Here is a 12,596-nt window from a genome sequence, read left to right on the forward strand (position 1 = left end):
GTTTCATTTCTTTACGCCGCGCCGCGGGATTGCTCGTGACCCAGCCTCCCGAAAACGACGATTATTTCGAAGAAGGGCGCCGGCTTTTCGCCGGGCCCTGTGAATTCATCTTCGCCAGCGCCCGCCCGGACGATCTCCCGCCGGCCGGCCCGCCCGAGATCGCATTCGCGGGGCGATCCAATGTCGGCAAATCCTCTCTGCTGAACGCCCTCACCAACCGCAAGACCCTGGCGCGCGTGTCCAATACGCCGGGGCGGACGCAGCAGCTCAACTTCTTCGCAATGGGCGTGGGCGCCAATGGCGGCGAGCGTTTGCGGCTGGTCGACATGCCGGGCTATGGCTATGCGGCGGTCGGCAAGGAAAAGATCGCGAGCTGGACCCGGCTCATGCAGGATTACCTGCGAGGCAGAGCGACTCTGGCGCGGGTGTTCATTCTCGTCGACGGCAGAAGAGGCGTCAGGGACGTCGACGAGGAAATGTTCGATCTGCTCGACCGCAGCGCGGTCTCCTATCAGATCGTGCTGACCAAATACGATGAGCTCAAGGTTTCCGAACGCGCGCCCATGGTCGAGGCGACGCGGGCCGCTTTATCCAGGCGACCGGCCGCTTATCCGGAACTTGTCTTCACCTCGTCGCATAGCGGTGAAGGAATCGCGCAGCTGCGGGCGTCCATCGTCCAGTTGCTGCACGAACGCAATGCCTGAAACGCCACGGCGCAGCGGGCTAGAGCATGTTCCCAAAAAGTGCGCAGCGGTTTTTGGATAAGAACATGCCTGGTAAATGGCTAGAGCATGTTCCCAAAAAGTGCGCGGCGGTTTTTGGATAAGAACATGCCTGGCGAATAAACTTCCGAGCGCGTGCGAGTCTGATTGGACCCGACGCGCTCCAATGTGGCGCAAATGCTCTGGGAACCGTTCCGATGACCGATAATTCCTCCGATAGCGCGCTTCAACAAGCCCGGATCCTGATGCAGGCGCTGCCACATATGCTGCGCTATGACGAGGCGACCGTGGTCGTGAAATATGGCGGGCACGCCATGGGAGACGATTCCGTTGCGCGAGATTTCGCGCGGGACATGGTGTTGCTGGAGCAATCGGGCGTCAATCCCGTCGTGGTGCACGGCGGCGGGCCGCAGATCGGCGCAATGCTCAAGAAGCTGGGGATCGCCTCGCAGTTCTCGGACGGCCTCCGCGTCACCGACAAGGCCACGATGGACATCGTCGAGATGGTCCTGGCGGGGGCCATCAACAAGCAGATCGTCGGCTTCATCAATGCGGAGGGCGGTCGGGCCATCGGTCTTTGCGGCAAGGACGGCCGCATGGTGACCGCAGCCAAGCTCGAGCGGCCCGCGAGCTCCACGGGAGATCAGGTCGATCTCGGTTTCGTCGGGGAGCCGGTGAAGGTGGACGCCACCGTGCTGGACCAGGTTCTCGGACGCGAGCTCATTCCCGTGCTGGCGCCGATCGCTCAGGGGCCGGGAGGCGACACCTATAATATCAACGCCGATACTTTCGCGGGAGCCATCGCCGGAGCGCTCGGCGCCAAGAGGCTTTTGTTCCTGACCGATGTGCCCGGCGTTCTGGACCAGAACAAGAAGCTCATCGAGGAGCTGAAAGTTTCGGATATCCCCGCCCTCATCGCCGATGGGACCATCACCGGCGGCATGATCCCCAAGGTCGAAACCTGCATGTATGCGATCGAACGCGGCGTCGAAGGCGTCGTGATCCTCGATGGCAAGCTGCCGCACGCGGTGTTGATCGAGTTGCTGACCGATCACGGCGCGGGCACGCTGATAACGCGCTAGGGCAGGGAATGCGCCGCCTGCAGGAGGGAGCCCGATCTCAGGCGGAACGGATAGCCGCGCGGTTCGCCGGGATCGACACTTTCGTGTTCGATCTCGACAACACGCTTTATCCGCCGTCGTCCGATCTTTGGCCGAAGATAGACGATCGGATAACGCTTTTCATGATGAGGCTGTTCGGTCTGGACAGCCTGTCCCTGCGCGCGCTGCAGAAACATTATTATCTGCAATATGGAACCACCTTGCGCGGTCTCATGACCGAGCACGGCGTCGATGCGGCGACCTATCTGCATTACGTGCATGATATCGATCGCTCCTCGCTCGAGCCCGATCACACCCTGGCGGCCGCCATTGCGGCTCTGCCGGGACGCAAGCTCATTCTCACCAACGGCTCCCGCGACCATGCGGTCAAGACGGCGCGGCAATTGGGGCTCGATCATCTTTTCGAGGACATTTTCGACATCATCGCCGCGGATTTCGTGGCGAAGCCGGACCCAGGCGTCTACGCTCGCTTCTTTGAAAAACACGCAGTGGAGCCGAAACGCGCCGCGCTGTTCGAAGACATCGCGCGCAATCTTATAGTTCCGCATCAGCATGGCATGACGACGGTGCTGGTCACGCCTCGCGAAGGGGAGATTCTGGAGCGCGAATCCTGGGAAGTCGCCCATGGCTCGGAGCCGCATGTGGACTTCGTGACCGAAGATCTCTGCGGCTTCCTGGAGCGGATCGTCGCGTCCGTCCGGACGACGGATTTTTAACGCGCCTTCGCTTCCAAAAAGCTCGCAGCGCCGGGCGGGGGCCGGATCAACGCCCGCCGAACCCGCCGCCGCCCATCCCGCCGCCCATCATTCCGCCGCCTCGGCCTCCTCCGGAGCGCTCGGCCGGCTGCTGCGGCGCCGCCTTGGTTTCGCTGGCGGCGCGGACGTCGTTCATGGTGATGTGGCAGGTGTGGTTTCTGTCGAAGCGGGCGAAGAACGGGCTTTCGAACTCGATGAAATCTTTTTGCGAGACGCGGCCTTTGTTCTCGACGTCGAAATAATCGAAGCTCGCGTTCTCGAACACGGGACTGGCTTTCCGGATCAGCTCGAAGCCGGCGGCGTCGATATAGCCGCGGCGCCGTGGGTCGCCGATGCGATACATGCGGGTGACGTAGGCGCGCCATTGCTGGCAGGTGTAGACGCCGCCCTGGCCGCCCCATTCGGCTGCGGTGTCCACCACGAAGTCACGCCTGTGCGGCGCCGGATCGTTGCTCTGGGCCCGCGCCGGGGAAATCCACCAGCATGACAAGGCGATAAGAAGAAAGCCGGTCTGGCAGCGCATATTGCTTCTCTGTAAAAGTAAAGGCGCCTGATCATAGGCGATCAGGCGCCGGCGTCACCAGGAAAATCAGTGGTGATGGTGGTGGTGGTGATGATGATGGTGGTGATGGGGGTGACCGGTCATATGCGCCTGCGCCGCGACGGGAGCGAAAGCGACAGCGGAGGCCAAAGCTAACAGCGCAAGGATCTTTTTCATGGAGTTTCCTTTTTGGAATCAGGCGTCTTGGAGTCGCCACGGGTGAATTCTGGAATATCCAATCGGACTTTTTGAAGGCGGCGGGGCCGATGTTCATTCGAATTAGGCTGGAATTCTTGTGGCCTTATTCGCCATTCGCGGCCACCATTCGCGGCTGGAAACATCCGACGGGAGGAAGCGATGGGCCCTCTTGTGAAGCCGACACTCTTGGCGATCTGGCTGTTGACATGTCTCGGAATGGCTTTGTCGGTGCAGGCGAGGCTCGCGCACAGATCGGGCGGTTCGCACCCGCCGACTCTCCAGGGCAAATGAAGGGGAACGCCCTTCATGCGCCGGGTCGATAGGCTGAGCGGGGTTGCGCCGCGACGGCCGGTCGACCTTCTTCGAAACTCTCCTCAACCGCGGCCGCGATAGGGAGGAACTCCCTGGTCGGGCAGCCAAAGACCTTGCGGCGGCTCGGAGCTCTGCCAAAAAACGTCGATGGGAATCCCGCCGCGCGGATACCAGTAGCCGCCAATCCGCAACCATCGGGGCGACATGGCGTTTTTCAGATCGAGGGCGATGCGCAGAGTGCAGTCCTCGTGAAAGGCGCCGTGATTGCGGAAACTGCCGAGATAAAGCTTGAGCGATTTCGACTCCACCAGCCACTCGCCCGGCGCATAATCGATGACGATATGCGCAAAATCCGGCTGCCCGGTCACCGGACACAGCGAAGTGAATTCCGGGGCGGTGAAACGCACCAGATAAGTCTCCCCCGGATGGGGGTTGGGGACGAGGTCGAGTTCGGCCTCGTCGGGCGAAGCGGGGAGGGGCGCCTTTTCGCCGAGAAGAGCCGGGCCTTGGTGGGTTTTGGTCATGGGCCGAGAGTTAGAGGCGGGCGGGCTGGCGCGTCAAGCGCGGCGGCCGGAAAGCGCGCCGCCTTCGCATTCCGCGCTTCCCCGCGCGGCGCAATCGGGCTAAAAGGCGCAAAATCCCGCGCCGCAGCAAAGAGGCCTTTCAATGACCGAGATCATCGACATCCACGCCCGCGAAATTCTCGATTCGCGCGGCAATCCCACCGTTGAGGTCGATGTCACGCTGGAGGACGGCTCCACCGGGCGCGCGGCGGTCCCCTCGGGAGCCTCGACGGGCGCCCATGAGGCGGTGGAAAAGCGCGACGGCGATCCCAAGCGCTTTCTCGGCAAGGGCGTGCTGGCGGCGGTCCAGAGCGTAAACGACGAAATCTCCAGCGCTTTGATGGGGTTCGAGGCCGAGGAGCAGGTGGCCGTCGACGAGGCCATGATCGAGCTGGACGGCACCGCCAACAAGTCGCGCCTCGGCGCCAACGCCATTCTGGGCGTGTCCCTGGCTGTCGCCAAGGCGGCCGCCGAGGCCTCGGCCCTGCCGCTCTATCGTTATATCGGCGGCACGCAGGCGCGCGTTCTCCCCACCCCCATGATGAACATCATCAATGGCGGGGTTCACGCCGACAATCCGATCGACTTCCAGGAATTCATGGTCATGCCGGTCGGGGCTCCGACCGTCGCCGACGCCATCCGCTGGGGCGCCGAGGTCTTCCACACCCTCAAGAGCGCGCTGAAAAAGGCCGGATACAACACCGCGGTCGGCGACGAGGGCGGATTTGCGCCCAATCTGCCTTCCGCTGAAGCCGCGCTGGACTTCATCATGAAGGCGATCGAAACCGCCGGCTTCAAGCCGGGCGTGGATATCTGCCTCGCCACCGACGCCGCCGCCACCGAGTTCTTCAAGGACGGAAAATACGTCTATGAGGGCGAGAAGGTGACGCGCACCGTCGCCGAACAGGTCGAATATCTCGCCAAGCTGGTCTCGTCCTATCCGATCGTCTCGGTCGAGGACGGCATGGCCGAAGACGACTGGCTGGGCTGGAAGCTGCTCACCGAAAGGATCGGCAAGACCGTCCAGATCGTGGGCGACGACATCTTCGTCACCAATGTCGAGCGTCTCGACGAGGGCATCAGGCAGGGCGTCGCCAATTCGCTGCTGGTCAAGGTCAATCAGATCGGCACGCTCACCGAAACCCTCGCCGCTGTGGATATGGCGCATCGGGCCGGCTACACCACGGTCCTCTCCCACCGCTCCGGCGAGACCGAGGATTCCACCATCGCCGACATCGCCGTCGCGGTGAACAGCGGCCAGATCAAGACCGGCTCGCTCGCCCGCTCCGACCGGATCGCGAAATACAACCAGCTCATCCGCATCGAGGAAGAGCTCGGACCGACGGCCGTTTACGCCGGCCTCAGCGCTTTGAAGGCGCTGGCTTAAAGAGCGCGGCGCCGCTCCGCTGCTTGGGGGAGAATGCGACGACGCGCGCCGGCCTCTCCCGGAAGCCGTCGTGGCAGGGCTTTCGGGGAAAACCATGGAACATGGGGCTCCCCATCCCTCACCCTTGCGCGCTGCGCGACGTGGTGGGGGATAAGCGACTAAAATCGCAGCAGAAAGTCACCCTGGGCCGCCGCTTCGCGGCGACCCCGCCCCTCGAGGGGAGGGTGTGCGCCTTTCGCCCGATCGCCGCGGGCCGGACTTGTCCGCCTTTTCCCCGTCATGACAGGATTGGCGACTTTCGAAATGTGTTCATGCCATAGGCCATCCACGGGGAGAGGGTTAGTTGGCCCACTTTGATCGCACCATGAATTTTTCAGTTTGAACTCTTGGCGTTCCGCCACGCCTGTATTACCCCGAGCCCCTCACCCCAACCCTCTTTCGCGCAAGCCGGGAGAGGGAGTAGCTGCAGATAGCCCATGACCATGGAAAAGACCTTCGATCCCGCCGCCATAGAGAAGCGCATCCGCGATGAGTGGGAGGCGTCGGGAGCCTTTCGCGCGGGAAGGCCCGAGCGGGCCGGCGCCGAACCCTATTCCATCGTCATTCCGCCGCCCAATGTCACGGGCTCGCTTCATATGGGCCATGCGCTCAACAACACGCTTCAGGACATTCTCGCCCGTCACGCGCGGATGCAGGGCAAGGACGTGCTGTGGCAGCCGGGCACGGATCATGCCGGCATAGCGACGCAAATGGTGGTCGAGCGGCAGCTCGCCGAGCGCCAGCAGCCCTCGCGTCGCGAGATGGGTCGCGAGAAATTCCTCGAGTGCGTTTGGGCCTGGAAGGCCGAATCCGGCGGAACCATCGTCGAGCAGTTGAAGCGCCTCGGCGCCTCCTGCGACTGGTCGCGCGAGCGCTTCACTCTGGATCAGGGGCTTTCGCAGGCGGTCGTGAAAGTCTTCGTTCAGCTCCATCGGGAGGGGCTGATCTACAAAGACAAGCGGCTGGTGAACTGGGATCCGGTCCTGAACACCGCGATTTCCGACCTCGAAGTCGTGCCGACCGAGGTCAAGGGACATCTGTGGCACTTCAAATATCCGCTGGTCACGGGCGACGGTCAGGAAACCGGCGAGTTCATCGTCGTGGCGACGACGCGGCCGGAGACCATGCTCGGCGACACCGGCGTGGCCGTCCATCCCGATGACGAGCGCTATCAAAAGCTGGTCGGGCGCCGGGTGCGCCTGCCGCTGGTCGGGCGGCTGATTCCCATCGTCGCCGACGAATACTCCGATCCAGAAAAAGGCTCGGGCGCGGTGAAAATCACGCCGGCGCACGATTTCAACGATTTCGAGGTCGGCAAGCGCCACGGCCTGCCGCTGATCAATGTGTTCGACGCCAACGCCAATGTGACGCTGGCGGGCAATCAGGCCTTTATCGACGGGGTCGCCTCTTCGGCCGAGCTCGACGCGGCTATCGGGGCCCTCGACGGCCTCGACCGTTTCAAGGCCCGCGCGCGCGTCGTGGCCATGATGGACGAGCGCGGCCTGCTCGAGCAGATCGCCGACAACACCCACATGGTTCCGCACGGCGACCGCTCCCACGCCGTGCTGGAGCCGCGCCTCACCGATCAATGGTATGTCGACGCCAAGACCCTGGCGCAGCCGGCGCTTGCGGCCGTGCGCGACGGCCGCACCAAATTCGTGCCCAGGAACTGGGAGAAGACCTATTTCGAGTGGCTGGAGAACATCCAGCCCTGGTGCATCTCGCGCCAGCTGTGGTGGGGCCATCGCATACCGGCGTGGTACGACGAGGAGGGCAATGTCTTCGTCGCCGAGAACGAGGAAAACGCCCACATCGCCGCGCGTGAAAAACACGGCCGCGACGTGGCCCTGACGCGCGACGAGGACGTGCTGGACACCTGGTTCTCGTCAGCGTTGTGGCCGTTCTCGACGCTCGGCTGGCCGGAAGAAACACGAGAGCTCGAGCGCTTCTATCCCACCAACGTCCTCGTCACCGGTTTCGACATCATCTTCTTCTGGGTCGCCCGAATGATGATGATGGGCCTGCATTTCAGGAAGGAAGTCCCCTTCCACGACGTCTATATCCACGCCCTCGTCCGCGACGAGAAGGGCGCCAAGATGTCGAAATCCAAGGGCAACGTCATCGATCCCCTGCATCTCGTCTCGGAATACGGCGCCGACGCGCTGCGCTTCACGCTGGCGGCGATGGCGGCGCAGGGCAGGGACATCAAGCTCGCGACCAGCCGCGTCGAAGGCTACCGCAACTTCGCCACCAAGCTCTGGAACGCCTCGCGCTTCGCCGAGCTCAACGGCTGCGCCCGGGTCGCGGGCTATGATCCCGCCGCCAACAAGATCACGCTCAACCGCTGGATCGTCACCGAGGCGGGCCGCGCGGCGCGGGAAATCACCTCGGCGATCGAGGCCTATCGCTTCAACGACGCCGCCAACGCCGCTTACCGGTTTGTCTGGAACATCTTCTGCGACTGGTATGTCGAGCTGACCAAGCCCCTGCTGCAGGGCGAGGACGGACCGGCCAAGGACGAGACCCGCGCCTGCACCAGCTTCGTGCTGGATCAGATCTACGCCCTGCTGCACCCCTTCATGCCCTTCATCACCGAGGAGCTTTGGGCGATCAAGGGCGCCGAAGGCGAGGCGAGGGAGAACATGCTCGTGCTGTCTTCCTGGCCGAAGCTGGACGGGCTCGACGACGCTGCAGCCGAGGATGAGGTCGGCTGGGTGGTCGAGCTCATCACCGAGATACGATCCCTGCGCGCCGAGATGAACCTTCCCGCCGGCGCCGAGATCGCCCTCGTCATCGTGGGGGCCGATCAACGCATCCGTGAGCGCGCCGCCTCCTGGGAGGATACGCTCAAGCGGCTCGCGCGGCTCGCAGGCGTGACCTTCGCCGAGGCCGCGCCGAAGAGCAGCGCCCAGATCGTGGTGCGCGGCGTCGTCGCCGCTTTGCCGCTCGAAGGCGTGATCGACCTCGCCGCAGAGGCGAAGCGCCTCGACAAGGAAATCGAAAAGCTCGAGGGCGAGGTGAAGAAATTCGACGCCAAGCTCGCCAATCCGGGCTTCCTCGCCAAGGCCGACGAGGAGGTTATCGAGGAGCACCGCGAACGCCGCGACGCCGCTCTCCTGCGCATCGAGAAGCTGCGCGCCGCAAGGGGACGGCTCGGATAAGGGCGGGCGCTTCGGCATTCAGAATGTTGGCCGGGCCAAGCCCGGCCAAGACGGCATTCTTGAGATGTGTGACTCTTCTCTTTGCCCCTCAAGGGGAGGGAAAGCGCCCTTCGCCCTGAAATTCTACCCGGAAGGCCTCGCCCATGAAGCCGACGTCTCTTTCCCCGGTTGCGCTGAAGGGCGGGTTCTTGCTGTCGCTTCTGTTCGCTTTGCCGGCTTCCGCTGCGCCCTGCGGGCGCGACCCCGCGGGGTTTGAAAGCTGGGTCGCCGGCTTCAGAAGCGAGGCCGTCGGCGAAGGCGTCTCGGAGGCGACGGTCGACGCCGCCTTGCGCGGGGTCTCCTATAACCGTTCGGTCATTTTGCGGGACCGGGCGCAGGGAATCTTCCACCAGAGTTTCGAGCAATTCTCCCGCCGCCTGCTGAGCCCCTCGCGGATCGCAAAAGGAAAGGCGCTGTTGCAGCGCCATGCGGCGCTCCTCGGCCGTATCGAGCAGGAATATGGCGTCCCCGGCGCGGTTCTCGTGGCGATCTGGGGACTGGAGACCGGCTTTGGCGCCGACAACGGCAATTTCCGCAGCTTCGACGCGCTCGCCACCCTCGCTTATGACTGCCGGCGATCCGAGCGCTTTCGCGCGGAACTGCTGGACGCGCTGAGGATCGTGGACAGAGGCTACATGTCTCCTGCGCAGATGCGCGGGGATTGGGCCGGCGAGATCGGCCAGACCCAGTTCCTGCCCTCGTCCTATCTGAAATATGCGGTCGATTTCGACCGTGACGGAAAGCGAGACCTGATCCGGAACATTCCCGACGCGCTCGCCTCCACAGCCAATTTCCTCAAGGCCAATGGCTGGCGGCGCGGCGCCGGCTGGGACGAGGGCCAGCCCAACTTTCCCGTTCTGCTCGAATGGAACAAGGCGCGAGTCTACGGCGAGACCATAGCGCGGTTCGCCGACATGCTCGCCGGCGGGTCGGGCGGCGGCGCCGAGTAAGAGCTTATTCCAGCTGGCATCAAACAGTTGGAGCGCATTCTCATTTCGAGAATGCGCTCCATAAATCATTCCGCCGGGGTGGCCGCGGGGTCGTGCGGCTCGGGATCTTCGGGGGGCGCGAGCGGCTTTACCGGCGCGACCGGCGCCAGTTTGCGGTGGCGCAGGTAAATGACGAAGAGCGCGAAGACGCCGAGGGTGAGAAGAATATAAACCGGCAAGGTTCTCATGAAGGTCTTGCCGACCGAGAAGGGAAAGCGAGACACCCATCGCTCCCCGTGGTCTCCGATGACGGTGACGATGCCCACGAAATAACCGGGCTCGGGGAAATCATGCTCGAAATTGACCGTTCCGGTCCTGTAGAGCCTCGGTTCGCGATAGGCGACAGTGACCGCGTCGAGATTCTCGTTCTCCTTCTCCTCGCTGCCCACATCCTTGACGATGCGGATCTCGATCTTCATGTCGCGAAGCTCGGGCTGCTCGTCGTCGAGCACCATGATCATGCGGCCGGTCGCGGGAATGTCCTCGCAGAATTCGCTCTTGGAGGCGTCCGGCGTATAGCCGGTGAAATTCATGATGTCGGGGCCGATGAACAGCCGGCAGCGGCCTTCGGCGGCGCCGAGGCGACCGTGAGCGGAAGCGGGCTGGACGCCCAGCAACGCCGCTGCGACCATCAGTCCCATCGACACCGCCGCCCATTTCAGGGCAAAAAGGTAGATGGGTCCCCGGGCGCCGCTCCGACTTGGACAAGGCGCGGATGATTCGTCGTCTCGCATGATCATTCCTCCTGGGTCTCCATGTGGCAAGGACAGGCGACACTAAGGATCTTTCAGGCGCGGCAGCCGCTTTATCCAAGCGCTCTGGATGCGGCCTGTCATTGCGTCATGTTACCCAATTCTAATGCCGCGGCAAGTGGCGGGCTCGGCCACATGCTGCAGGCTGCGCCCCTGGCTGAAGGCTGGTTTGTACAGCGCAAGACCGATTTCGCCGGACACAAAGAGCGCGCCAAGGTTTGGGCGCCTGCGTTCTCCAAATTGCGCCGGGTCATGCGCTTTGCTTCGATAAACGAAATTATGCGGAAAGCATAAACCTCGGAAAAGACTTTCCTTTTCGATCTCCAGCCTCGTCGGCCCAGCGCCTAAGCGTGGATTTCACGCTGCGAAGTCCCTGGTCTTCCTGAGACTGCTTTATAATACGAGACTTTTTTCGCGCGCAGCTCTTCTCGCATCGAGACTTGGAAAATCGGAAGAAAAATAAGGATACGGGCAAGCTTAACAAGAGTTCATGCGGGACTATCTTGTCACGTCGGGCGGCTCGCGCCATATTCACGCCAAGGCTCGCGCCACGAGCTTCAACGCAGGGCGCGCGTTTTCTCGGCTGGATGAGAGGATCTCATGTCCAATTTCGACCGCAACACGGCCTTCGGGGCGCATGTCGCCAGAAAAGCGACTGCGGAAATAGACCAGGGCCTGCGCGCCTATATGCTGGGCGTGTACAACTACATGACGCTCGGCCTCGGCGTCACCGGCCTGGTCGCGCTCGCAGCGCAGATGCTCTCCGTGACTCATAACGCCGCCGGCCGACTGGCGCTCACGCCCTTCGGTCAGCTCATCTACACGAGCCCGTTGCGCTGGGTCATCGTATTGGCGCCGCTGGCCTTCGTGTTCTTCATCAGCGCGCGCGCCAACTCGATGTCGGCGGCGACGGCCCGCACCCTGTTCCTGACCTTCGCGGCCCTCATCGGGCTTTCGATGTCGTTCCTGCTGATGGTTTACACCGGCGCCTCCGTCGCGCGGGTGTTCTTCATCACCGCGGCGGCCTTCGGCGGCCTCAGCCTCTACGGCTACACCACCAACCGCGACCTTTCCCCGGTCGGCTCCTTCCTCATCATGGGCGTGTGGGGCCTGGTGATCGCCGGCGTGGTGAACATCTTCCTGCACAGCTCGAGCCTGCAGTTCGGTCTGTCGATCCTGTCGGTGCTGATCTTCTCCGGGTTGACCGCCTGGGACACTCAGTCCATCAAGGACCAGTATTACGCCGGCGACGGCTACGAGCTCGCCCAGAAGAAGAGCATCTTCGGCGCGCTGCAGCTCTATTTGGATTTCATCAACATGTTCCAGTCGCTGCTCTATCTGTTCGGCGACAGAAACGACTGACGGCCCTCGAGCCTGAAGTTTCGAAGGCCCCGCCGGCGCGCGGGGCCTTTTTTCACTCTGCGCCGACCACGCGGAGATTGCGGTTGAGCACGCCGACGACGCGTGCGAGATCATGGCCCCTGCGCAGGATGAGCCCGCTGGCGTCGATCACGCAGTAGGCTCCCTGGCGTCTCGCCAGGGCGGGATTTTTCTCGATCCGATAAAGGGGAGTTTCGCAGCTTCGGCGAAAGATCGAAAAAACCGCTTTCGATGCGGTGAAGTCCAGTGCGTAATCGCGCCAGTCGCCATTCGCCACCCTCGGCCCGTAGAGATCGAAGATGATGCGCAATTCGCTCCGGTCGAAGGCGACGACCGGCGAAGCGTCCCGCGAAGCAGAGGGAACCGGGGGCTTTTCCCGCCATCCTGCGGCCATCCCCGCAACGAGCGTGAGATGGGCCGCAGCGCCGCGCTGTTGATCCGGTTCGCCGTCGCTCATGCGCCGTCCTCCGAAAGAGGCGTTGGATATGTTGGTTATCGCCATGTTCGCTTGCTCCCGAGGGAAGGGCAAGCGCCAGATGACATAATTGCGACTGTTTCGCTCACAGTCGAGCCGAAAAAGATTTCACGATTTGGTCGAAGTTGGGCCACTTGCAGGCCAAGAGCCGCGCCCAATATC

13 protein-coding genes are annotated in these 12,596 nt (G+C 63.0%); 8 read left to right on the plus strand and 5 right to left on the minus strand.

Annotated features, from left to right (window positions below):
- Positions 1-35 precede the first annotated feature (35 nt).
- The 3 genes from yihA to H2LOC_RS20245 all read left to right on the plus strand — a co-directional run bounded on the left by yihA (position 36) and on the right by H2LOC_RS20245 (position 2,559).
- Complete coding sequence (gene yihA / locus H2LOC_RS20235; RefSeq protein WP_136494468.1) at positions 36-704, plus strand: ribosome biogenesis GTP-binding protein YihA/YsxC; 669 nt, start codon at positions 36-38, stop codon at positions 702-704.
- Between the two features lie 215 nt (positions 705-919).
- The gene (gene argB / locus H2LOC_RS20240; protein ID WP_136494469.1) at positions 920-1,804 is read left to right on the plus strand and encodes an acetylglutamate kinase; all 885 of its coding nucleotides are present in this window, start codon (positions 920-922) and stop codon (positions 1,802-1,804) included.
- 8 nt (positions 1,805-1,812) lie between these two features.
- The gene (locus H2LOC_RS20245; protein WP_136494470.1) at positions 1,813-2,559 is read left to right on the plus strand and encodes a pyrimidine 5'-nucleotidase; all 747 of its coding nucleotides are present in this window, start codon (positions 1,813-1,815) and stop codon (positions 2,557-2,559) included.
- A 46-nt stretch (positions 2,560-2,605) separates the two neighbouring features.
- Here the strand turns inward: H2LOC_RS20245 and H2LOC_RS20250 are convergent, their stop codons facing one another.
- The 3 genes from H2LOC_RS20250 to queF form a co-directional block, all read right to left on the minus strand.
- The gene (locus H2LOC_RS20250; RefSeq protein WP_136494471.1) at positions 2,606-3,121 is read right to left on the minus strand and encodes an EF-hand domain-containing protein; all 516 of its coding nucleotides are present in this window, start codon (positions 3,119-3,121) and stop codon (positions 2,606-2,608) included.
- A 66-nt stretch (positions 3,122-3,187) separates the two neighbouring features.
- On the minus strand, positions 3,188-3,316 hold the full coding sequence (locus tag H2LOC_RS21980) for a hypothetical protein (RefSeq protein ID WP_281350534.1): 129 nt from the start codon (positions 3,314-3,316) through the stop codon (positions 3,188-3,190).
- A 395-nt stretch (positions 3,317-3,711) separates the two neighbouring features.
- Complete coding sequence (gene queF, locus H2LOC_RS20255) at positions 3,712-4,173, minus strand: preQ(1) synthase (RefSeq protein ID WP_136494472.1); 462 nt, start codon at positions 4,171-4,173, stop codon at positions 3,712-3,714.
- 142 nt (positions 4,174-4,315) lie between these two features.
- On the opposite strand from queF, the gene eno reads away from it, so the two are divergent.
- The 3 genes from eno (at position 4,316) to H2LOC_RS20270 (ending at position 9,788) form a co-directional block, all read left to right on the plus strand.
- Entirely contained in the window at positions 4,316-5,599 is a 1,284-nt protein-coding gene (gene eno, locus H2LOC_RS20260) for a phosphopyruvate hydratase (RefSeq protein ID WP_136494473.1), read from the plus strand.
- 482 nt (positions 5,600-6,081) lie between these two features.
- Positions 6,082-8,799 carry a valine--tRNA ligase gene (locus tag H2LOC_RS20265; protein ID WP_136496915.1) on the plus strand — a complete coding sequence of 906 codons (2,718 nt, stop codon included), beginning with the start codon at positions 6,082-6,084 and terminating at the stop codon, positions 8,797-8,799.
- A gap of 143 nt (positions 8,800-8,942) precedes the next feature.
- A complete protein-coding gene (locus H2LOC_RS20270; RefSeq protein ID WP_136494474.1) occupies positions 8,943-9,788 on the plus strand; it encodes a lytic murein transglycosylase in 846 nt (281 codons plus the stop codon).
- 65 nt (positions 9,789-9,853) lie between these two features.
- On the opposite strand, the gene H2LOC_RS20275 is transcribed toward H2LOC_RS20270, so the two are convergent.
- Positions 9,854-10,561, minus strand: coding sequence for a hypothetical protein (locus H2LOC_RS20275; RefSeq protein WP_246206914.1), 708 nt, complete (start codon positions 10,559-10,561; stop codon positions 9,854-9,856).
- A gap of 21 nt (positions 10,562-10,582) precedes the next feature.
- Between H2LOC_RS20275 and H2LOC_RS20280 the strand changes: the two genes are divergently transcribed.
- A complete protein-coding gene (locus tag H2LOC_RS20280) occupies positions 10,583-10,873 on the plus strand; it encodes a hypothetical protein (protein ID WP_136494475.1) in 291 nt (96 codons plus the stop codon).
- A gap of 306 nt (positions 10,874-11,179) precedes the next feature.
- Complete coding sequence (locus H2LOC_RS20285; RefSeq protein ID WP_136494476.1) at positions 11,180-11,941, plus strand: Bax inhibitor-1/YccA family protein; 762 nt, start codon at positions 11,180-11,182, stop codon at positions 11,939-11,941.
- A gap of 52 nt (positions 11,942-11,993) precedes the next feature.
- On the opposite strand, the gene H2LOC_RS20290 is transcribed toward H2LOC_RS20285, so the two are convergent.
- Complete coding sequence (locus H2LOC_RS20290; RefSeq protein WP_136496917.1) at positions 11,994-12,353, minus strand: DUF2794 domain-containing protein; 360 nt, start codon at positions 12,351-12,353, stop codon at positions 11,994-11,996.
- Between the last annotated feature and the right edge of the window lie 243 nt (positions 12,354-12,596).

This window comes from Methylocystis heyeri, assembly GCF_004802635.2.
Classification (GTDB): domain Bacteria; phylum Pseudomonadota; class Alphaproteobacteria; order Rhizobiales; family Beijerinckiaceae; genus Methylocystis; species Methylocystis heyeri.